The sequence below is a fragment of the Emergencia sp. 1XD21-10 genome (genome assembly GCF_009936045.1).
In the GTDB taxonomy this organism is placed as follows: Bacteria; Bacillota; Clostridia; order Peptostreptococcales; family Anaerovoracaceae; genus Senimuribacter; species Senimuribacter intestinalis.
The window spans coordinates 120,918-143,423 of sequence record NZ_QWEQ01000011.1; the positions used below are offsets into that span (position 1 = coordinate 120,918).

Genomic DNA, 22,506 nt, shown 5'->3' on the forward strand with positions numbered 1-22,506 from the left:
ATATACATACCAACGGTATGTTTCATTTTCATACACGTACACCATACAAAAAGGAGGCTGCTATCATGAGCAGAAATAAACACCCTGAGGAAACAGTTCAAAAAATCCTGGACGCATCCACTCGGCTATTTATGGAAAGAGGATACGAAAACACCTCGATTCAGGATATCATCAATGAACTGAAAGGGCTCAGCAAGGGCGCTATCTATCACCACTTTGCATCAAAGGAGGATATTCTGGTTGCAGCGATTGACCGCCTAACATATGACTCCAACAAAATGCTGGATGAAATCCGTGACCGCACAGATCTCAGCGGCAAAGATAAACTGAAAACTATTTTTAAATCGTCCATCTGCCGTCCGGTACAAAGCGATATTTTTAGAATCGCGCCGGATTTTAAGAAAAATCATAAACTCCTGTTTCTGCTAATCGATGATACAATTAACACGGTTGCACCCGATTACATTCTGCCCATTATCCAGCAGGGGATTTCTGACGGCACCATCAAGACGAGCCACCCTGCCCAGCTTGCTGAGCTGATCATTCTTGCTGCCAACGTTTGGACGAATCCAATGATATTTAACAACACTCCAGAGGAAACATGCAGCAAATTTATGATTCTCAATCAAATGCTGCAGGGCTTCGGACTGGATATTCTGGACGACGACATGCTGCAGCGGCTCCATGAACTAGCTACAATTTATAACGACAGCAAGAAAGGATAAATTCACATGAGCAATACACTATTTACCAGGGATTTTACGCTGGTTGTAACTGGACAGATTATTTCACTATTCGGTAACGCTATTATTAGATTTGCGCTGCCTTTATACCTTCTGAATCAGACCGGATCTTCTGCGCTGTTTGGAACAGTAACAGCTCTTGCTTTTATTCCGTCCATTCTGCTTTCTCCTGTTGGAGGTATCATTGCTGACAGAATCAATAAGCGTACCATTATGGTAGTGCTGGACTTTTTCACGGCATTGATTATCGCAGCATTTGCGCTGCTTCTTAGTTCTGTGGATTTTGTCACACTGATTACAGTCACTTTAATGCTGCTGTACGGCATTGCCAGTGCATATCAGCCATCGGTATCCGCAAGCATTCCTGCGCTGGTAAAGCCGGATTACTATGTGCAGGCTAACTCTGTCATCAACACGATCAATTCCTTTTCTTCCCTAATCGGACCGATACTTGGCGGCATTCTCTACAGCTTTTACGGACTAATGCCGCTGCTTTGGATTTCCACTGCGTGTTTCTTCCTGTCAGCAGTAATGGAAATCTTTATTCACATACCTCATGCCAAACAGTCTGCTGGCGGCAGCATATGGCATATCGTAAAATGTGACTTTGGTGAAAGCTTTCACTTCATTCGCAGGGATAAGCCGATTATTATAAAAGTTCTGTTGGTAATCTGCGGAATCAACCTATTTTTGTCCGCTATGATTGTAGTTGCCACGCCATATCTGATTACGGAGGTGCTGGACTTTGAACCGGCGCTGGGCAACAGACTCTTCGGTTTTTCAGAAGGCGCTTTTGCGCTGGGCGGACTTGCAGGAGGTATCAGCGCAGGACTTTTTGCCAAAAAGCTTACACTGTCCAAAGCAGGCAATTTCCTGATTGCTTCTTCCCTTATGATTTATCCTATGGCATTTGGACTTATGCTAATCTCCTCACCATGGATTAATTACTTCATCATCACTGGCTGCTTCTTCTGCCTCATGATTTTTTCGACCCTGTTTTCCGTGCAGATGCTCGCCTTTGTGCAAGAGGAAACTCCACAACATTTAATCGGCAAAGTGCTTTCTGTCATTATGACCCTCTGCACCTGCGCACAGCCTTTGGGCACTTCCCTTTATGGACTGTTCTTTGACTTCTGCAGCGGTCGGGAGTACATTGTCATATTCTTTGCCGCCACGGTGTCTCTGCTGATTGCAATTTCTACAAGAAAAATCTTCAAAGGGCTCAGCAAAGACGCCTGAACTGTTGCCTGTAAGCCAGTTTTGATTTACTTACCGGCAAAGGCGTGTTATAATTACTTTGGTTATACCAATACCAAATCAAATTGAAATGACACACGCAATTTCCAATCAGGAGACCTTTATGGAATTTAAAAAAATCGCATCACCTTCGTTAAAGGAACTTTTCATAGAACAGCTGGAGCACATGATTCTTTCCGGTAGTCTTTCCATTGGAGAGAAACTTCCTTCCGAGCGTCAGCTTGCAGAAACCATGCAGGTGAGCCGCGGCGTAGTCAACAGCGGTCTTGCCGAACTGGAAAAGAAGGGTTTTCTGGAAGTTCACCCTCGAAGCGGCACTTATGTCTCTGACTATCGCAACAAAGGTACGCTGGAAACTCTAATCTCCATCATGAACTATAACGGCGGAAAACTGCGTCGTGATGAAGTCCGCTCTATTCTGGAAGTCCGCATCGCGCTGGATACGTTGGCTGTTAACCTGTGCATCGACCGAATCACCGAGGAAGAAATTCTGCAGCTTCACAATCACGTAGAAAAAATTCGTACCGCCTCCTCCATAGAAGAAGCAGTGAATGGCGCTTATGCCTTTCAGAATGCCCTTGCGTTTTTCTCAGGGAACACCTTGATTCCGTTGATATTTCATTCCTTTCGGGCACCGGTTTCCACCATGTGGGAGCGTTTTTGCATGCTCTACGGTATCCATGCCCTTTATGAAAACAACTTCGGTCTTTGGGAACACATCAAGAATCGCGACAAAGAAGGCGCTGTCGCCTGGATTAATACTTCCATCGGCGAAAGCATCCACGGAAGTAGAGAAATTTACTTTGAATAACTGCAATAGAGCTGTCTCAAAATGAAATGAGACAGCTTTTTTTCGACTTTCGACCAACGCGCCCGCTTGAAACAGTTAGTCTGGCAGGTTCGTGTACGGGAGTAAGATTAACAGCAAGAGAATGAAGACATGCCGTACCTGTGATTTGCCCCGTGCCACGTTTGGGATTGATTTCTGTATACATGGCGGAGACCTGTGAAAAAGCGCCACATATAAAAGTGTTTTAAGAAAAAATGGCGGCTGCAGAAAGAAATACCGACAGAAAGTCGGAGAAACTTTAGCATCCTACAGTAAAATATCAAAAAAGTGGGTATCAGGCAGCAGGCGCGCGCCAGCTTTTTAGAAAATGAATCCAAATATGGCGTTTGGCAGATGGCTGGCGCCATGTATACAAAAAAACGCTTTGAATATGGCGTTTTCCAGGAGGTGAGCGCCAGATATCCAAAAAAATCTTGAGATTATGGCGCGCCGTTTTCTCAGCAGCATAAGCTGCCGCATACCTATCATAAAATCAAATAGAATGTCAAAAAAACTGCTATGCAATCAGATGAACTTTTTGCATAGCAGTTTTCCTTATGAGCTTACGCCTGTTTCCACGTCGCTACTTCATCTCGCAGCCACTGACACCATGTTTCCACGCCTTCCCCTGTCTTTGCAGAAACCGGGAAGATTTTCAAATCAGGGTTTCTCATGTGCGCATACTCCTCCACCTTCTCCATGTCGAAGTCAAAGTACGGCAGCACATCTGTTTTATTGATGATGAGCACGTCACAGACCCGAAAAATCAGCGGATACTTCAGCGGCTTATCGTGACCCTCAGGAACAGAGAGAATCATAGCGTTCTTTACCGCTCCGGTGTCAAATTCTGCAGGGCATACCAGATTTCCTACATTTTCCAGAATCACCAGATCAAGTTCGCCCGTTTCCAGCTCACGCAGTCCCTGCCGAGTCATATCTGCGTCCAAATGGCACATGCCTCCTGTGTGCAGCTGAATAGACTTTACACCGGTCTCTGCAATGGCAGCAGCATCCACATCAGAATCAATGTCGGCTTCCATGACGCCTATCGCCATCCCACTTTGCAGTGCTTTGACAGTCTGCTTCAGCAGGGTAGTCTTTCCTGCTCCCGGCGAAGACATCAGGTTCAGCAGAAAAGTCCCCTGCGCCTTCAGTTCCTCTCGCAGCGTCTTAGCATCAGCATCATTACTGGCAAAAACACTTTCCTTTACTTCTATCACCTTATACTTATCCATATTTTCACCTATTTGATCACAGCTCTTGCAGCCGCATCCTTGTAATATTTAAAGTCAGTGAAGACTTCGCCCTTATACGGATTGGTCTTTGTCCTCATGGATTTTCTCACGATGTAAAGCAGTGCAATAATATTGGTAATCAATGCCAGCGCACTGACAACGGTCATTGCTGTCGGGTCTGCATTGACTGCATTTCCTGCCATGATACCGTTCATCGTTCCGTCAGCATACTGGGTTGAGATGGTCGCCCACGCAAATCTGCTGCTTCCGTCTGCAAAAGTCTCCTGGAACAATGGGAATACCTGTGCAAACATGCACCAAATACAGAGAGTATTTGCACGGTTCATAATCCAGCCGCCTTTGTTCCACAGAAGCGCTGCGATGGTCGGTGCCAGCAGCAGTGCCACGCCGCAGAACCAGGAATGGGTCGGCAAACAGTTGTAGGTATAAGCAAAATTCCAGATATCGTACACGATGATATACACCCAAATCATATCAGGCCAAATCATATCCTTTCCATCTTTGGAAGAATAAACTGCCCACCAGCCGGTCATACAGAAGATGTTCAGAATACCTGCAATACCGTTCATCACATTGTGCCAGCCTCCATAAAGCCATACGCCCTCAGAAGACAACCACCAGGAGCCCCATCCGTTGATAGCGGACTCAAAATCGCTGGCCACGGCGATCAGAATATTGATGGCTACGATGGCAAATGGAAAAGCCTTGAACCAGTGCTTTTTACCAATTCCCCATTCATATTTAATCATCATAAATCCGATACAGCCTGCCAAAGATGCGTATAACTTCGCGTAGTGGAACCAGCCGTTCATATACAGATAAGTCTGGTTATTCAGCGCCCACTCAGCACCTGAACCCGCTGCTACAGCGATAACTACAAAGTATACCGTCAGCGCTGCTGGTAATACGCCGAACATCAGAAGACCTCCAGTCTTGGTTCTTCTGGCAAATTCATTGAGCAAAATCAGTCCAACAAGAACCGCAAGCATTGCAATCCATTTCGCTGCCGCGCCTGCTCCATAAACATGAAATAACATAAACAATCAACTCCTTTTCTTCTTTCTTAAATTAGCCTAACAGCCTTCTATCTCTTTAATCATGACTTGATTTCCCTGCAGCAGCCAGGTTTTCTCGCTGCCGCAATGGGGACAAATTTTCCCGTACTCCACTGTGCCATAGGTTTTCTCACAGTTTTCGCAGTAGGTCACCGCAGGAATCTCCTCAATCAAAAGCTCCGCTTCCCGAGTCAGGTCATTTTTGTCTGCCGCCCATCTCCAGCAGTCGGTCAGATAGTGAGGTATCACCGAAGATACCTCCCCCAGCTCCACCGTAACAGAAGCAACCTTCGTCAGTCCGTTTTCTTCTGCTGTTTTCTCCACGCCTTTGATGATGTGAAATACAATCCCAAGCTCGTGCATTTTACTTCTTCCCCTTTTTTGAGAACTTCACTTTAATCGCCTGCTTTGCACCATATGGCAAAATGTATTTCAACTTGTCTTCGCTTGGCACCATTTTGCTGGCCTCTGGGAAGTCACGGTACAGATGGATTGCATCAAATTCGCATTTGGTTGTACAAACGCCGCAGCCAATACACTTATTCTCATCCACGACAGATGCGCCACAGCCTAAACATCTCGCCGTCTCGACTTTCACCTGTTCTTCTGTCAGCGGCAGAGAAGGGTCGCGGAAAGACCTCTTGTGATTCACTACAGAATCTCTGCCGGGAACCTGACGACTGGAATTGTCGTAGCTTTCTATGTAAATATTTTCCTTATCCAGCTCTATGAACTGGCGGCGATTTCTGCCAATGGTCATGCTGGAATGAGGCTGTACGAAACGATGAATAGAGATAGCGCCTTCCTTTCCGGCTGCGATAGCGTCAATGGCAAATTTCGGTCCGGTATAAACGTCTCCTCCTACAAAGATATCCGGCTCTGCAGTCTGATAGGTCAGGCTGTCTGCCACAGCCGCCTGCCCTCTTCCCAGTTCCACTTTGCTGTCTTTCAGCAGGTCGCCCCACTGAATACTCTGACCGATACTCATGAAAATCCGGCTGCACGGCACTGTGATGGTTTCATTTTCATCGTAAACCGGCGCAAAACGTTTTTCCTCATCAAAGACAGACAGGCACTTTTTCAGGACAATGCCGGTGACCTTTCCATTTTCTGTGAGAATCTCCTTCGGACCCCATCCGCAGCTAATCGTTACATCTTCTTCCTCTGCTTCTGCGATTTCCTCTTCTGACGCCGGCATGATATCCCGACTTTCCAGACAGTACATGGAAACTTCTGATGCGCCGCATCTGCCGGCGGTTCTTGCTGCGTCGATGGCAACATTGCCGCCGCCGATGACTACCGCTTTGCCGTCAACGTTATAGGACGAATCCTCACTGACGATTCGCAGCAAATCTACCGCAGTCATAACGCCCTCTGCATCCTCTCCGGGCACACCTGCCAGCCTGCCGCCCTGACAGCCTATTGCAATATAGAATGCCTTATAGCCTTCTTTTCTCAAATCTTCTATGGTGATATCTCTTCCTACCTCCACACCGGTACGAATTTCAACGCCCATAGCCTCGATAATATCAATTTCCGCCTGAACCACGTCTTTCTCCAGCTTAAACGAAGGAATTCCGTATACCAGCATGCCGCCGGTCTTTGGATTCTTTTCAAAGATGGTCGGTGCATAACCTTTTTCTGCCAGATAAAACGCACAGGAAAGACCTGCCGGACCTCCGCCGATGATGGCGATTTTTTCCGGGAAAAAGCCTTTCAGGGCAGGCACTACTTTCTTCGGAATAAACCTGGTCTCTGCTCTCAGGTCTTGCTCTGCAATGAATCTCTTTACTTCATCGATAGCAATCGCCTCATCAATGCTGCCTCTGGTACAGGCATCTTCACACCGCCTGTTGCAAATACGACCGCAAATAGCTGGAAGAGGATTTTCTTTCTTAATCAGCGCTAATGCTTCGGTGTATCTGCCCTGCGCCGCCATTTTCAAATATCCCTGCACTGCGATATGTGCAGGACAAGCCGTCTTGCAAGGTGCTGTTCCCGTATCGTAGCAGTTGATTCTGTTGTTGTCCCTGTAATCTTCGTCCCACATGTGCGGTCCCCAAGGCTGCTGGCTTGGAAGCGGAATCTTTGGATATTCCACTTTGCTTCCGTCTTTCTGACAAAGCTTCTGCCCCAGCTTTACAGCACCCGCCGGGCAATACTCCACACATCTGCCACAGGCCACGCAGTTGTCTGTTTTGACACGAGCGCGGTATGCAGAAGCCGACATATTCGGTGTATTGAACAGCTGCGACGTCCTAAGGGCATAGCAAACGTTAACATTGCAGTTACAGATTGCAAAAATTTTGTCTTCACCATCAATATTAGTAATCTGATGGACAAAGCCGTTTTCTTCAGCCTGTCTGAAGATATCCAGCGCCTCTTCTTTGGTTACATATCTGCCGCCTTTGTTGGTTTCTACTACATAATCAGCCATATCTCCCATGGCCACGCACCAACCTTCCGGATCATCAGCACAGCCTTCGTCATAGGTCTGTCTGGAATATCTGCAGGAACAAGGGCTTGCCGCATATTTACCTTCATACTTATCCAGCCAATAGGAAATATGCTCTAAAGATATAGATTCATTCTCCATCTCGATGGCTTTTTCTACAGGAATGACATGCATGCCGATGCCTGCTCCTCCCGGCGGCACCATAGGTGTAATCTTCTCCAAAGGCAGCCTGCTCATTCTCTCAAAAAATCTTCCGACCTCTGGATGTGCCTGCAGCATCTGAAGGTTCATATTGCTGAACTCTGCATTGCCCGGCACGAACATCGGCAGCACATACTGCTTCACATGCTCCGGATTTTCCCAGTTATATTCCAGCACTCCGTTTACAGCCATCTGCTCCAGCAATTCTTCCAAATGGTCTCTATCCATTTTGGTAAGTTCCACCATCTGATCCAGCGTTTTCGGCTTTCGCACGCCCATTTTCAGCGCTACCTCTGCCATTTCGTCGGTGCACATCGCCGCCAGTCCCCAATATTCCGGGTCGTATTTTGTAATCTTCTTGATGCCCAATTTCTGAGGAACACGATCTGTAATCATTTTCGCCAGCTTAACAATTGGCTCCCGCTCAACTTCGTTCTCTATGTACTCCGGTACATATCCCGCCAAATGATCTGCCATAGGAAATCTCCTTTCTGTTCTTTCTCCCTGCGCAAACTTGTTTTTCGTTCAACCTCATCTGGTCATACCAGATTTCGTTATTTGTTTAACATTATAAATTTATATGTCGAATTTGTCAAGAAATTACGCTATTCTAGTCGATTTTTTCAGATTGGCATCTGGTCGAACCACTACCTGCGAGCACACGACAAACCCATGAAAAGTTGCGAACATTAAAGTTTAGTACCTAATCCGTATTTTTACAAAAAAGGTATCAAAAATTAGGAGTTACTTTATACTAACTAAAAGGTTTTACGAAATAGAAATGAAATTCTTCGTTCTTTTTTGTTTTCTAAGGGTCTATTTTCATACAAGTCTTCCATTATACAAAAGTTTATTCCTTGTTTTCCATATAATGGATAAAACGTTTTGGATATTTTAGTACCTTTTTTGCCAAATACTCTTAAAAGTACTAATGATGTGTTTCATGGGTTTGCCGTGCCTGCAAGCAGTCTGTGTCTTGCCAATTTTCCCCCAATATGGTAAAGTGAAAACAAGACTTACAAAATGGGAAAAGGAGAGATTGCTATGAACGAACACATTCTCGTTGTAGACGACGAAAAGGAGATTGCCGACTTAATCGAACTCTATCTGAAAAGCGACGGCTACAATGTACATAAATTTTACAATGGACAGGACGCTCTTTCCTGTATCGCCTCACAGCCCCTTGATATGGCTGTTCTGGACGTTATGCTGCCGGATATTGACGGCTTTAAAATCCTGCAGACAATTCGTGAAAACCACTTTTTTCCAGTTATCATGCTGACTGCAAAGGTAGAGGATATGGACAAAATCATGGGACTAACTCTAGGCGCTGACGATTACATTACCAAACCTTTTAATCCGCTGGAGGTGGCAGCGCGTGTTAAGACGCAGCTGCGCAGATACACAAGCTATAATCAGGCTGTCAGCCAACCTGCTGCCAACATGCACGACATTAGAGGGCTTGTCATCAGCAAAGATACTCACACCTGTACCCTTTACGGCAAGGAGGTCAGTCTGACGCCGCTGGAGTTCTCCATTTTATGGTATCTCTGCGAGCAAAAGGGCAAAGTGGTCTCCTCCGAGGAGCTTTTTGAAAAGGTCTGGGGAGAAAAATATCTGGACAACAGCAATAACACTGTGATGGCACACATCGGACGCCTGCGGGAAAAACTAAAGGAACCTGCAAAGCATCCGAAATTCATCAAGACAGTGTGGGGAGTGGGGTACAAAATTGAAAACTAATTCACTGAGCCGCAAACTGGCATGGACCTTGTTTGCAAAAATGATTGCTGCCGCAATCCTTCTGCTTTTCAGCGGAATCGGCATTTACATTCTGTCCACCTTTGCCTTTGCTATGTTTACATGGCAGGGAGATGAGCCTCTTTACAGACTGGCTATGAACCTGCAGCAGCATCTGCTTCTCGTTGCGTTTGCCTACTATGGCATTGGGCTTGTCGTGATATTCTTCCACTACTGGTTTAAGCCTTTCCGATTTTTTCAGGAACTGGTCGATGCAGCTGAGACGGTCAACCGGCAGGACGATAGTCTGGTGGAGCTTTCACCCCAGCTTTCCGAACTTGAAGGTCAGCTGAACCAACTGAAACTCTCTTCCATGAACAATCAGCGAGCCGCCAGAGAGGCCGAGCAGAGAAAGAACGATCTGGTCACCTATCTGGCTCACGATTTGAAGACACCCATTACATCTGTCATCGGCTACCTAACCCTGCTTCGAGATGAGCCGCAGATTTCCGAGGAAATGAGAGAGCGCTACATGGATATCGCACTGAATAAAGCGGAACGACTGGACGACTTAATTAACGAATTTTTTGATATTACCAGATTTAATCTGTCTCATATCTCTTTAGAAAAAAGACAGATTAACCTGTCCCTCATGCTGAATCAGTTGATTTATGAGTTTCAGCCTATGCTGGATGCCAAACATCTGACAACGCAGCTGCAGTCAGAAGACAGTATCATGCTTCGCTGCGACCCTGACAAGCTGCAGCGGGTTTTCGATAATCTGCTAAGAAACGCAGTCAACTACAGCTTTGAGAACAGCCCAATCCGCATTACTGCAAAGGTAGAAAAACTACCGGCTCCCCATGTGCTTCTCACCTTTGAGAATTATGGCGACACGATTTCCGAAGAAAAGCTGACGCGACTTTTCGAGCAGTTCTACCGGCTGGATACCTCTCGTTCAACAAGAAGCGGCGGCGCCGGTCTGGGTCTTGCTATCGCAAAAGAAATCGTAGAGCTTCACGGCGGCACCATCACCGCGTTCAGCGAAAACGATATCATTCGCTTTGAGGTAGCCCTACCCCTGTGAGAAATTTGTAAGAAAATCGTTTAAAAATGGTTAGTCACTCATCAGAAGGTCTATAAGATTCAAAACCACAATCCTGTTATGATTGAATCGTAACAAAGGATTGTGGTTTTTTCATGAGTTTTTATGAGGAGGTTACCATGGCAAGAAAACGACTGACAGAAGCTTTTCCGTGGCTGCTGCCCTTGCGTCAGTATCAGCGAAAGCTGTTTTTTTACACGGGAATGCGTCTATCAAGAAATATCTATACAAGAACGCAGCAGAAAAAGCAGCTGCCCTATGAAATTTTTAAAAGCCGTGCAATGATGATCAACACGCACAGCGGCTACGACATTCAGTACCAATACAATAAGGTGCACAACCTGAAGTTAGCTGCAGCCAAGGTAGACGGTATTGTCATTAAGCCAGGAGAATGCTTTTCCCTCTGCTACGCTATCAAAGATGCCGACAAAGACGAGCCTTATCTGGAGGGTCTCAGCCTGTCCAACGGAAAAACCACCGGTGAGTACGGCGGCGGTCTTTGTCAGCTGAGCAACCTGCTCTATTGGGTCTTTCTTCACACGCCTCTGACCGTAACGGAGCGGCACGGCCACGGCACCGAGTCCATTCCACCGGCTGATCCAAATGAACTTGCCGGAATCGACGCTACCATCGCCGAAGGCTGGCTGGACTTAAAGGTAAAAAATGATACCTGCCATGCTTTTCAAATCTCCGTTACCTTTGAAGGTGACGACATCATAGGCGCAGTGCGAAGCGAAAGTGAAAAGTGCTACGACTACAAGGTCTACAACACTTCCTGCGACTATATCCGAAAAGGCGGTGTTCTCTATCAGGAAGCGGATGTAGCGAGAAAAAAACGCAGCTGCTTTACGGGGTGCGAGTCAGAGGAAATTCTTTACCATAATCACTGCGTCATCGGCTATCCGCTGCCGCAGCACATCGAAATCAAGGAAGGGGTTTAATATATGAAAAAGAATATTGCAGTTTTATTCGGAGGCTGTTCTCCGGAGTATCCAGTATCGCTGAAATCCGCTTATGCTGTTTTGAATCACATCAATATCAATCAGTATCAGGTCATCGCCGTGGGAATCACAAAGGACGGCAAATGGCTTCGCTATCTTGGGGAATACGAAGCCATTTTGAACGATACCTGGTATGAACACGAAAGCCAGTGCCGAAGCGCTTTTATTTCACCGGACCGGAAAGTCCACGGTCTTTGCGAAGTGGACAAAGATGGCATTTCTACGATTTATCTTGACGCAGTGTTTCCTGTACTTCATGGTCGTAACGGAGAAGACGGCAGCGTGCAGGGTCTAGCGCAGCTCGCCGGGATTCCTGTAGTTGGCTGCGATATCATGTCCTCTGCGCTCTGCATGGATAAACACCGTGCCCATCTGCTTGCTGAGGCTGCCGGCGTAAAAGTTCCAAAGGCCGCCTATTTCTACGAAAAACCATCTACAGCAGAACTTGCCGCAGCCGTTTCGACTCTAACCTATCCCCTCTTCGTAAAACCGCTGCGTGCCGGTTCTTCCTTCGGTATCACCAAGGTCGAATCGCCGTCCGCTCTGGCTGACGCTGCGGAACTGGCATTTTCCTATGACAGTGAAATCATCATCGAAGAAAATATCGATGGTTTTGAAGTAGGCTGCGCGGTGCTGGGCGATTCCCACCTGACCTTAGGGCGGGTCGATGAAATTGAACTTTCCGGCGGATTCTTTGATTACACCGAAAAATACACCCAGCAAACTTCCACTATCTATATGCCTGCTCGCATTGATTCTGCTACAGAACTGCGAATTCAGGAGGCTGCCGCTGCCGTCTACAGAGCTTTAGGCTGCAGCGGCTTTGCCAGAGTGGATATGTTCCTCACACCGGAGGGTGAAATTGTATTCAATGAAGTTAACACCATTCCCGGCTTCACCGCAATGAGTCGCTATCCAAATATGCTAAAAGGCGTGGGGCTTTCCTATACCGATATCGTGCAGCAGCTGATTTCACTGGCGCTGCAGGTGTAAAAGCAGGAGGTGTTTATTATGACAGAAAGAATGCAAGCCTTTGGCGGCAACCTGATTTTAGTCAATCACGACCACCCGCTGCAGCAAAGCGCGCAGCCCTGCTGCGTTCCAATTCTGGAAAATTATCCTGCCGTTACCATGGAGCGCCGCGCTGCTGCCTGCCTTTTACAGCTGCTTCGGGCAATCGGCGCAGGTGATGAAATCGTCCCGGTCAGCGGCTACAGACCCTATTCTGAGCAAATGCAGATTTACCAAGATTCCCTTGCAGAAAACGGCGCTGCCTTCACCGCAAAGTACGTAGCAAAGCCGGGCTGCAGTGAGCACCAGAGCGGTCTTGCCATCGACCTCGCAAAAAAAGCGCCGAAAATTGATTTTATTTGTCCGGATTTTCCTGACATCGGAATCTGCGCTGAATTCCGCAAGGCTGCCAGCCGATACGGCTTTATCCAGCGGTACACCGCCGAAAAAGAGCATATCACCGGTATTGCCTGCGAGCCTTGGCATTTCCGCTACGTGGGATATCCTCACTCAGAAATCATGGAGGAAATGAATTTCTGTCTGGAAGAATATATCGATTATCTGCACCGATTCACTTATTGTCATCCTATGCTTCTGCGACGCGGAGACAAAGAAATATCAGTTTTCTTTAGTGAGACAAACGAGGCTAGCCATGAGACCGCCGGCATCATTACCGAAATTTCTGGAAACAATGTGGATGGTTGTATCATGACTGTATGGGAGTAGGCGCCCTTTCGATTGGCGGCTTCGGTGCGATGTGCATATTTTTCATGAGAATGCCACAAATATGCACAATGTCGTGCATATTTTCCAGGAAATCTCTAATTATATGCAGAAAAGGCAGTTATAATCGACTTTTCTCTTCGATTTAACTGCCTTTTTCAGACTAAATCTACATATTTTGCGAAAAAGCTCTAAAAATATGCACATTTTTTCAAGATGCTGTGCATATTTTCAGGGTTTTTTCTAAATTTATGCACTACACACATGAGCTTCCATTCTGCCGCAAAGCTTGTTTTTTCTCTGGTTCTATGATAAAGTATTATCTAACACAAGGGAAGTATAATGATTCTGTAGCCCGTTATCCAAAGATGGTAGACTTTATGAAAGATAATGACCTGAAAATAATCGACAATACAAATAAGCAAACCCTGATTGACTGGCTCAACACTGCAGATGTTTCCCATCATGGCTTGATTTGACAAAGGAGACAATAGAGTATGCTAACACAGAACAAAATCAACTTAGGTTTTATCGGTTTTGGGAATATGGCGCAAGCCATCACCGACGGATTTTTATATAAAGGAGCGCTGCGGCCAGACCAGATTTGTGCCTGCGGCGGCAGCTACGAAAAGCTGTGCTGCAACGCTAGAAAAAGAGGCATTTCCCCTTGCCACAGTGCAGAGGAAGTAGCTGAAAAAAGTGATATCATTTTTATTGCAGTAAAGCCAAATATGGTTGAACCAGTCACTGCTCCCATTTGCAAAAAGCTGCAGGGCAAAATTCTGATTTCAGTTGCCGCAGGTATGCTCAGTGAAGATTATGAAAAATTTCTGCCGGGTACTCATCATCTGAGTACCATTCCAAATACACCGGTTTCCACCGGCGAAGGCATTTTTATCGCAGAAAATGCCCACACTTTAACCGAAGATGAATTTGCTTTTGTCAAGACACTTTTAGAAACCATCAGTCTGGTAAAATCCGTTGCGCCATCTCAGTTCAGTATTGCAGGTACCATTGCGGGCTGTGGCCCTGCGCTAACCGCCTTGTTTGTTGAGGCTCTTGGGGACGCAGGTGTGCTTCATGGACTGTCCCGCGATCTTGCTTATCAGCTGGCAAGTCAGATGATTGTCGGAACCGGAAAAATGCTGGTTTCCTCCAGCATGCACCCTGGCGTACTGAAAGACGGCGTTTGCTCTCCGGGTGGCACCACCATCGTCGGCGTTACTGCTTTGGAGCGCAGGGGACTTCGCAGCGCAGTTATTGACGCGGTAGACGCAATCGAAACTTTATAACACTTCAAAAAAAGCAGGCGGTTTCGTTTTACTTTGAAACCGCCTTTTTCTTTGCTTTATAAATTTACAATTTCTCCTGCCTTGATTACCATTGACACTTTATCGAGGACTTCGATATCCTCATCAGGATTTCCATCGAAGACAACCAGATTTGCACGCTTTCCGCACTTAATTGTGCCGACTTTATCGTCAATCATCAAAATCTCAGCGTTATTCTTAGTCGCCTGAATCAAGGTCTCAAGCGGTGTAAAACCTGCCATATTGACTCTGACGCGGAACTCATAAAGACCATTGCCGTGGCTGCCTGTATAAACACCTGCATCAGTCGCCCAGCCGATCTTAATGTTATTCTTCTTATATGCGTTGGCACCATGCAGCAGGGTTTCGAGCAATCTTTCAGCTTTCTCGACGTAGTGCTTTGGCTTTCCTTCCGGAAACTCCAGGAAGTTTACCATCGGTGACAAGGTCGGCATCGGGAAAGAGCGATTAGTCTTCGTGTACATTTCGATACATTCATCGTCCATGATAGAGGAATGTTCTACAGTTCTTACGCCACAGCGAATGCACATCTTGATGGCTTCAGTTCCGTGACAGTGTACTGCAACAGGAAGACCCACATAGTCAGCTGCTCTGCAGGCTGCTGCAAGTTCTTCCTCGTAAATAATCGGCATGCCAGGTTCCCCTCCCGGATTCATTACTGCCCCGGTACCCATAATCTTAATCCAGTCAGCGCCAAGCTGATACTGGCGGCGAACTGCCTTTGTAAATTCCGCAGGAGAATCACATTCGGCATACATGGTGCCGAAAAATTCATTGCCTCTTTCTGTTGGGGAAATTATCACACCGCTGGTCAAAATATCCGGACCTACCACCATGCCTTCGTTTACAGCTCTTGCAAGACCGATTGTAATATTATTTCTATCGCCTACATCGCGCACTGTGGTGTACCCTTTTCTTAAGTTGTCCTGTGCCAGCTGCAAACAGCGCATAACGCGGTAAGAATCCGGTTCTACGTTTTCTTCAAAAGTATTCTTCCCGCAAAGGTCAAGGTGCAGATGTCCTTCAATGAGACCAGGCATCAGAGTCTTTCCTTTCAGGTCAATGACTTTGTCCTCTGCTGCACTGACGCTGCCTGCCGGCTTGATGTCTAAAATTTCAGTGCCGTCAATGACAACGTCTGCACATTTGTCGTCATACCCCTCTGTCAGTTCAGGAATCAGACGCGCATTTTTTAATACTAACATAAGTTCGTACCTCCGATATCTCCTATACTGATTTTATTTTAGCACAAAAACGGAAACAAGTCTATCAGCATTCTATCCTCTTCTCCGTTAAAGCAAAAGCTACCTCACCTTTCGGTTTCAGTAGCTTTCATAATCTCTTTTACTTTTGATTTCAGAACTAGCTTTTCAGTCCCATTTTCCTCACCAACCAGACATAGCTGCGGAAAGATCACACACCACCAGTTCTGACCGTCTCCTCTGCCAAGAGTTACCTTCAGTGCTTCATAATTTCCTGCAGGCAAAGTCAAATCCTCATAGCTTTTTTCTGGAATAAAAGTTACTTTTAAGTTTGCGCGTGCAGGGTAATCAAACCCATTTGCTGCAATAACCTCCTCAGCAATCTCTTCAATGGTATCCAGATTTGCATTCAGATACGCTCTGGCGTCATCAAGAGTCTCCTGACCGTCCATAAATTTCAGGATTTCATTTCTTACTTTTAGCTTCAGCGCCTGATCCGCTTTTGAATCGCTATTGGCTACCACGTGAAGGCGAATCATCCCCGGGTGTTCATTGGGCGTATGATTTATGTAGTAAATCCCCACCCCAGTACAGATTAAAAGCAGCGCCAGCAAAAGCAAAATCTCCTGCTGCAGTCGTGTCAACCTTAAATTCAGTATTGATTTCATTCTTTCCATCCTATTTACCTCCGTTCTATCTTCGAGTATGGACAGAAATCTGAAATCTAAACATTTATTTGATAATTAACAGCCTTTTTCCTTCTGTCGGCTCTTCTTCCAGCTGATTTGCGTCTCTGATATGAGCCTGCGTAGTTTTGTAACGTTTTGCTAAATCCCACAGAGTTTCATCTTTTTTTAATGTTACAATGACCATCGGATATTGCTTTTCTGTTGACTTCTCCATAAAACATGGCTGATTGAGAAGTGCCATTTCATCATCGTCATAGAGGGCTGCGCAAAGAGAAACAGTACAATTGATTTCAATCTGCTTTTCATTAATCAGTTCCACCCATGCGCTTTTTACCACCGGTCTGCAGCTGGCTTTTTGCGTAACCTGCGCTTTTTCCATATCCATTGTACCGCGAAAGTCTGCGATAACTTTCGTACTGCGGTAATCTCCGTCCTGATCTTTCCATAGCGCACAGCAGGCGATACTTCCTGTCGCTATAATTCTGCCCCGTTCCAGACTGCAGCTGCACTCCTGCACAGTGCCGGTGCAGTATACTGTCTCCGCAGCTTTTATTCCTTCTGGCAGGCTGATAATCTCCCGGACTTCTGTTTCCGCCATCGCTTCTCCGGCAAGATTAGACACCTGCTCCTTAGCCTTTTGAAACTGGAAATTTTTATCCAAATGATAGGCATCTACAATGATATCCTTTTGCCGCATTTCATAAAGTTCTACTCGTGTCTGTACATCTCCCTTGATTCTAAACTGTGCCTCATCTTCTCCCTCTTCTCCACGGTCAATGGAAACAGTCAGGTTCTTACCTGAAAAAGAAGTCTTTACCGCAGTCCAGTTCTTTCCTCTTTGCTCTTTATCAATTGCCACAAACTGTGTGAATTCAATTCGCTGATTATGCTGACAAATCACAGAACCGCTGCCCTCTTCTTCGCTTTGCGCGCAGTACAACAGACTGCAGAAAATAAATCCATTGATAACAACTTTCTCTGTCGTTACCTGGCGGTAGTTTTCCGTAATAGCAAAGTCCTGCTTTAAGATATATTCCGGACGCAGTGAACTGTCTTTTCCCTTAAAGGTTTCATCAATGGTGACTTCATCTTTCTTTGTCAGTTCCAGACAGGTCATGGAAACCTGAGTCCGTTTTGTTTCCAGCGATTCATCCTTCAGTCCGTCAAAAAACTGAAACTCTCTCTGACAAAACAGCTGCCCAGTAAATTCCAGCGTAATTTTTACACGAAACTTTCTCTCGTTGACAATCATGTAATCCAGATTTTTTACCTGACATCCAAACACACCTTCTGCCTGCGCCATCGGGTTCAGGCTCCACTGGTATTTGTACGGTACTTTTGAGGTAATAGAAATGGGTTCTTTTTCCTCTGACTCTGCAGCATATATGGTCTGAATTGTAAGCGTTCCTGTAATATTCAGAAGGTCATCGGTCTTGGGAGATACTTTTTTCTCAGTAGGCATAATGTCACATCCTGCGTCCATCAAAAGTATTTCCCGCATATCCGGTTTCGTATCCGGCACTAAAATGTCCTCTTCAAACTCATAAGTAACCGTTTGCTCCTCCGCCGGATAGGTAATTTTCTGTGTATGATAGATGGCTTCTGCCGGAACGGTTTTCGGCGCTTTTGCCGGCTGCAGGGCGTATTCCGGTATATCCTTTTCGTAAGTCATAGTTCTTCTCCCTTCAAAATGATTCCTGCTAAAACTCTATGCTGACCGGAAGAAAAAAAGAACTGCCCGATTAGAAGAATTACTCCAGCGAAAAAGAGCCGGATTACTCCGACTCTTCTGGTCTCTCAAGTATAAAGGCTCTGAGAGCCGTCATTATTTGAATTCCTCTTCGCCCTCGCGAATGACGAATTCTTTCAATTTCTTTACATGAACATCAGCCATGCTTCTTGCGTCTTCCACATTATGGCTGGAAATTGCGTCGATAATGCGCTGGTGTTCTACCGGCATAAATTCATATCTGGAAAAATCATCATAGTAAAGATATCTGAAACGCAGCGCCAATTCCTGCACCGTTCCGCTTATCTGCAGCAGAGTTTTGTTTCCACTGCAGGCTACAATGTATCTATGAAACTGTTCATCATAGCTAATCATCTTTTCGGTTTCACTGTTCTTAACCGCTTCTCTGTATTTCTTAGAAATCTCTGTCAGCTCCTGAATCTGTTCGTCAGTCATCCGCTCTGCCGCCAGCGCCGCAGCTAATCCTTCCAAATCCTCACGAACTTCCAGTGTGTCTACCATATCTCTTAGGGAAATATCCGAGGCATAGGCACCCTTTCTGGGTTCAATCGTTACCAGCCCTTCCTTTTCCAGTTTCCGGATAGCTTCTCTTACCGGCGTTCTGCTGACACCCATTTCGTCAGCCAGCTCAACCTCCATCATCCGGGTTCCCGGTACAATTTTACCGCGCAAAATCTGCATTTTCAGCTGCTCATAAACGATTTCTCTTAATGGTCTATGGTTCTGTAAATCAAAATTTAACATATCTTTCTCCTACTTCACTTGATTGTCTTTGTCCAGTAAGCCTCATAACCCTCTTGCCGCAAATTCTCACACACCACCTTGGCATCCGCAATGGTTCTGCACATAGCAAACACGGTCGGCCCGCTGCCGCTCATCAGCGCCAATTCAACACGGGAATCTGCCTGCAATATATCCTTTAACTCCTGCACCTTGGGATAAGCCCGCAGTGTGTAGTTTTCCAAAACGTTGATACAGTTGGCATAAATCTGTCCGCAGTCTTTCTGCTTAAGAGCTGTCGTCAGTGCATCGTTATCGGGTCTTTTCTCAATCCTGCAGCCGTCAATGCCGCCATACACTTCCTTTGTTGAAACACCGATAGGTGGTTTTGCAATAACCAGGGCTTTCCGAATTCCTGGCAGCGGTACAATCTCTGTTCCGGTTCCCGTTGCCCTGCCGCAGGTTGCCGCCAAAGGACTTCTCCTAACTTTCTTCGGTATATCGAAGTTCATTGCCGCCTGCCCCATGACACAAAATGGCACATCCGAGCCCAGCGTTGCTCCAAGTTCACAAAGCCTTTCCAGAGAAAGCCCCAGCTTCCAAAGCTGGTTCAGACCATGTAAAACAGCAGCTCCATTTCCGCTGCCTCCTGCAAGCCCTGCAGCTACCGGAATTCGCTTAAAAATATGGACTTCCACTCTCCCGCCAGGCACCCGCCTGCCATAGGCCTCCATCATCGCCTGTACCGCTTTATATGCCAGATTTCTTTCGTCGGTGGGGATATAGTAGCGGTTAGTCGAAACACGAATGTCAAACTCTCCACGCCGCTTTTTCTTCATCGGCGCATACTTAACTACTACATCGTCGTGAAAAGAAAGCTGGTGCATAATCATGTCCACCTGATGCATACCGCTTTCCAAAACACCAGTAATATCAATGGACAGATTGATTTTTGCAAAAGAACGTATCTTTATTTCTCTCATATCTATTTCCAATGCGCAAAATGAGCGGAATTCCGCTCATTTCGTATTCGCAGTTATTTCTTTTTCTTCTTTTTGCTGTTGGCAGCTCTTCTCTTTGCAAGTCTCTCTTCTTCTGCAAGTCTTTCCTCTGCCAAAGCTTTCCTTCCGGTAACATAGCTACTGCCGCCTGCGGAAATCGGTCTAGGCCCTTTTACCTTATAGTTGCCGCTCTCTTCTTCGTAGTAGTCATCTTCGTCTTCGTCACTTGCGGCTCTCTTCGCTTTCTTTGCTGCCTTAGCTTCTCTCTTTGCTACCTCTTTCTCGTGAGCAGCGATAACTTCCTGTACGGATTTACCGGTCTTCTTTGCTTCCTTGTATGGGTTAAACGGTTCTTCTCTTCCGACCTCTTCTTCCTGTTTTGCCATCTGTCTCTTCGCCTGTCTGGACGTAAAGAAGAACATGCCCCCGAACATGATAACCATCATTATCATGTAAACTTTCGTGTTCTGACCCTGATTCAGTGTGGTGAAAGACACCGTCTGATCTGTTCCGAGCGCATTTCCATCGTTATCTGTTACATCTCCTGAAATATGCAAAGTGTATTTGGTATTGTCCTTCAGTCTCTGTCCGTTATCGTTCAGTTTTACTGTATCTGCCAATACCATAACTTCTTTGGAATCTTTTGGGTTATAAAAGATTCTGATTGGAATCTGTTTTCCCTCATCATCTGTAATGCTGAAAGCTTTTGCGTTAGCCTTTGCAGAGGCTTCATTACCCATCTCGTTATTAAAGTGCAGCTTCACACTCATATTCTCAATACTGGTGTTCTTCTGCCCGTCTTCCGGATACATGTCCACAATCTCCAGCTTCTGGGACTGTGCTCCGAAGCATACGGAAGCAGTCATCATTATCGTCAATGCTGCAAGGCATACAATTGCGCCTATTCTTTTCATGTTTGTTCCTCCGATTTGTTCTTTTTCTTTCTATGTCTAAGCTGGCTGAAAAACTGTCGCAAAAGCTGTGCGCACTGGTCTTCCATAATGCCTGTTTCTACATGAATTCTGTGATTCAGCCGCGTTTCTGCCGGTACATTGAAAACCGAACCGCAAGCTCCCGCCTTTGGATCCATGGTACCGATGTACAGATTCTCTATACGCGCCCAAATCATGGCGCCCGCACACATAGTACAAGGCTCAGCTGTAACGTAAAGGCTGCAGCCAAGAAGCCTCCAGCCGCCCAGCGCCTCTGCCGCCCGGCGAATTGCAATCATCTCCGCATGGGCTGTAGGATCCTTGCTGGTTTCCGTTAAATTGTGACCTCTTGCAATAACCTGCTCATCTTTTACAATGACCGCCCCGATGGGCACTTCCCCCAGCTCAAAGGCTTTCTGCGCCTCCTTTAGGGCCTCTCTCATAAACTTATTCATATACCTTTCAATGTTACCACAATTCCATACAGTATTCAACAGTTTTTTGTATTGATTTGCGTGCATGTATGAATGTATATTAAAAAGCGCCTCTGCCAAACAGGTTATATCGGCAAAAAGCGCATTCCTTTTTCAAAATCACAGCGGCAAAACCTCGCCGCTCTCTTTATCAATACCTCCAATCCAGTATCCGAAGATTTCCTCCTGCAGCTTTCCTGTCAGTTCTGATAAGTCGCTAAAGTACTTTTCGCCGCCGCGAATAGGCTGCCACAACAGAAAACATCCCTGCTCTCTGCAAGGCTGCTCTTTTTGCAAGAATCTGCCCGGCACGCCAACAAACCAGCGGTCTTCATATTTTCCAATTGTATAGTGTCCATAGCGCTCAATGCAGTCGCTGCAGGCAGCAAGCGACTGAGGCAGCTGGTCAATTTTACTGATTCTGCACCACCTTGCGCCTGTTTCATCTCTCTGTCTGTCGAAGATTTCCACAGCATCCTCTTCACAAAAACAAGAAAAAATACTTTCCCAGCCTTGTTCGCTCCCATCACAATCCTCTATAGGTGCTTCTGTGCTCACATCTGCTGCCGGCTGATAAAATGGCATAGTTCCGCTGAAAATCGTCTCTGTGGAGCCGTCCTCTTTAGATAGGGTTACAAGAAGGCAATGGGTGTAGCACTCAATGGAGGGTCCCGTAAACTTCTTAAAAAGGCTTCCCTCTCCCGCAGAATTTACATGAAATACCCCAAAGTCTTTATGGATCAGCTCGCCCTCATCTACACCGATCAGAAGCAAATGATATTCCTTATTGTACTCTCGCATGAGCACATCCGACGGAAGCAGGTTAGAAACCGCAAAATAAACAGACCGCTTGTTTTTGTAAGTTTCTACGATGCAGTTAGCAGCATCCATCCCTCTTTTCCACAATCTATATCCTGTATGTACCCGCTTCACTTCTATGATGAATTTTCTATAATCCGACATAACATCACTCCCATGCTTCGACTTTCTTACCACTAAATATATGCGCATAATCAACGCATAATGCATGAA

Annotated in this window: 20 protein-coding genes and 1 pseudogene; 9 read left to right on the forward strand and 12 right to left on the reverse strand. The window is 46.0% G+C overall.

Annotated features, from left to right (window positions below; genetic code table 11):
* Positions 1-65: 65 nt before the first annotated feature.
* From D1151_RS08500 to D1151_RS08510, 3 genes are all read left to right on the forward strand, one after another.
* Positions 66-725 carry a TetR/AcrR family transcriptional regulator gene (locus D1151_RS08500; RefSeq protein WP_161908604.1) on the forward strand — a complete coding sequence of 220 codons (660 nt, stop codon included), beginning with the start codon at positions 66-68 and terminating at the stop codon, positions 723-725.
* A 6-nt stretch (positions 726-731) separates the two neighbouring features.
* Entirely contained in the window at positions 732-1,982 is a 1,251-nt protein-coding gene (locus tag D1151_RS08505; RefSeq protein WP_161908605.1) for an MFS transporter, read from the forward strand.
* 121 nt (positions 1,983-2,103) lie between these two features.
* Positions 2,104-2,811 carry a FadR/GntR family transcriptional regulator gene (locus tag D1151_RS08510; protein ID WP_160201653.1) on the forward strand — a complete coding sequence of 236 codons (708 nt, stop codon included), beginning with the start codon at positions 2,104-2,106 and terminating at the stop codon, positions 2,809-2,811.
* Between the two features lie 581 nt (positions 2,812-3,392).
* Here D1151_RS08510 and hypB read toward each other — a convergent pair.
* From hypB to D1151_RS08530, 4 genes are read right to left on the reverse strand one after another with little or no spacing between them, the layout of a single operon-like run.
* Positions 3,393-4,064, reverse strand: coding sequence for a hydrogenase nickel incorporation protein HypB (gene hypB / locus D1151_RS08515; RefSeq protein WP_161908606.1), 672 nt, complete (start codon positions 4,062-4,064; stop codon positions 3,393-3,395).
* A gap of 8 nt (positions 4,065-4,072) precedes the next feature.
* Complete coding sequence (locus tag D1151_RS08520) at positions 4,073-5,122, reverse strand: DUF5692 family protein (protein ID WP_160201650.1); 1,050 nt, start codon at positions 5,120-5,122, stop codon at positions 4,073-4,075.
* Positions 5,123-5,158: 36 nt separating this feature from the next.
* Positions 5,159-5,503, reverse strand: coding sequence for a hydrogenase maturation nickel metallochaperone HypA (locus D1151_RS08525; RefSeq protein WP_160201649.1), 345 nt, complete (start codon positions 5,501-5,503; stop codon positions 5,159-5,161).
* 1 nt (position 5,504) lies between these two features.
* Positions 5,505-8,273, reverse strand: a complete 2,769-nt coding sequence (locus D1151_RS08530) for an FAD-dependent oxidoreductase (RefSeq protein ID WP_161908607.1) — start codon at positions 8,271-8,273, stop codon at positions 5,505-5,507.
* A gap of 567 nt (positions 8,274-8,840) precedes the next feature.
* Between D1151_RS08530 and vanR the strand changes: the two genes are divergently transcribed.
* The 6 genes and pseudogenes from vanR (at position 8,841) to proC (ending at position 14,668) form a co-directional block, all read left to right on the forward strand.
* Positions 8,841-9,539 carry a VanR-ABDEGLN family response regulator transcription factor gene (vanR, locus tag D1151_RS08535; protein ID WP_161908608.1) on the forward strand — a complete coding sequence of 233 codons (699 nt, stop codon included), beginning with the start codon at positions 8,841-8,843 and terminating at the stop codon, positions 9,537-9,539.
* A gap of 307 nt (positions 9,540-9,846) precedes the next feature.
* A pseudogene (locus tag D1151_RS08540) lies at positions 9,847-10,623 on the forward strand (sensor histidine kinase); the annotation flags it as partial.
* Between the two features lie 137 nt (positions 10,624-10,760).
* Complete coding sequence (gene vanW, locus D1151_RS08545; protein WP_161908609.1) at positions 10,761-11,582, forward strand: glycopeptide resistance accessory protein VanW; 822 nt, start codon at positions 10,761-10,763, stop codon at positions 11,580-11,582.
* Between the two features lie 3 nt (positions 11,583-11,585).
* Positions 11,586-12,635 carry a D-alanine--D-serine ligase VanG gene (gene vanG, locus D1151_RS08550; protein ID WP_161908610.1) on the forward strand — a complete coding sequence of 350 codons (1,050 nt, stop codon included), beginning with the start codon at positions 11,586-11,588 and terminating at the stop codon, positions 12,633-12,635.
* Between the two features lie 18 nt (positions 12,636-12,653).
* The gene (locus D1151_RS08555; protein ID WP_160201644.1) at positions 12,654-13,379 is read left to right on the forward strand and encodes a M15 family metallopeptidase; all 726 of its coding nucleotides are present in this window, start codon (positions 12,654-12,656) and stop codon (positions 13,377-13,379) included.
* Between the two features lie 494 nt (positions 13,380-13,873).
* On the forward strand, positions 13,874-14,668 hold the full coding sequence (gene proC / locus D1151_RS08560) for a pyrroline-5-carboxylate reductase (RefSeq protein ID WP_161908611.1): 795 nt from the start codon (positions 13,874-13,876) through the stop codon (positions 14,666-14,668).
* A 56-nt stretch (positions 14,669-14,724) separates the two neighbouring features.
* On the opposite strand, the gene D1151_RS08565 is transcribed toward proC, so the two are convergent.
* The 8 genes from D1151_RS08565 to D1151_RS08600 form a co-directional block, all read right to left on the reverse strand.
* Complete coding sequence (locus D1151_RS08565; RefSeq protein ID WP_160201642.1) at positions 14,725-15,912, reverse strand: amidohydrolase family protein; 1,188 nt, start codon at positions 15,910-15,912, stop codon at positions 14,725-14,727.
* 104 nt (positions 15,913-16,016) lie between these two features.
* The gene (locus D1151_RS08570) at positions 16,017-16,586 is read right to left on the reverse strand and encodes a stage II sporulation protein R (protein WP_160201641.1); all 570 of its coding nucleotides are present in this window, start codon (positions 16,584-16,586) and stop codon (positions 16,017-16,019) included.
* 55 nt (positions 16,587-16,641) lie between these two features.
* Positions 16,642-18,270 carry a LysM peptidoglycan-binding domain-containing protein gene (locus tag D1151_RS08575; RefSeq protein WP_161908612.1) on the reverse strand — a complete coding sequence of 543 codons (1,629 nt, stop codon included), beginning with the start codon at positions 18,268-18,270 and terminating at the stop codon, positions 16,642-16,644.
* Positions 18,271-18,423: 153 nt separating this feature from the next.
* Complete coding sequence (locus D1151_RS08580; protein ID WP_161908613.1) at positions 18,424-19,092, reverse strand: GntR family transcriptional regulator; 669 nt, start codon at positions 19,090-19,092, stop codon at positions 18,424-18,426.
* A gap of 14 nt (positions 19,093-19,106) precedes the next feature.
* A complete protein-coding gene (gene ispE / locus D1151_RS08585) occupies positions 19,107-20,051 on the reverse strand; it encodes a 4-(cytidine 5'-diphospho)-2-C-methyl-D-erythritol kinase (protein WP_161908614.1) in 945 nt (314 codons plus the stop codon).
* Positions 20,052-20,104: 53 nt separating this feature from the next.
* Positions 20,105-20,983, reverse strand: a complete 879-nt coding sequence (locus D1151_RS08590; protein ID WP_161908615.1) for an Ig-like domain-containing protein — start codon at positions 20,981-20,983, stop codon at positions 20,105-20,107.
* Complete coding sequence (tadA, locus tag D1151_RS08595) at positions 20,980-21,456, reverse strand: tRNA adenosine(34) deaminase TadA (protein ID WP_201759546.1); 477 nt, start codon at positions 21,454-21,456, stop codon at positions 20,980-20,982. Before tadA ends, D1151_RS08590 begins: the two co-directional genes overlap by 4 nt.
* A 138-nt stretch (positions 21,457-21,594) precedes the next feature.
* Entirely contained in the window at positions 21,595-22,437 is an 843-nt protein-coding gene (locus D1151_RS08600; RefSeq protein WP_161908616.1) for a hypothetical protein, read from the reverse strand.
* Between the last annotated feature and the right edge of the window lie 69 nt (positions 22,438-22,506).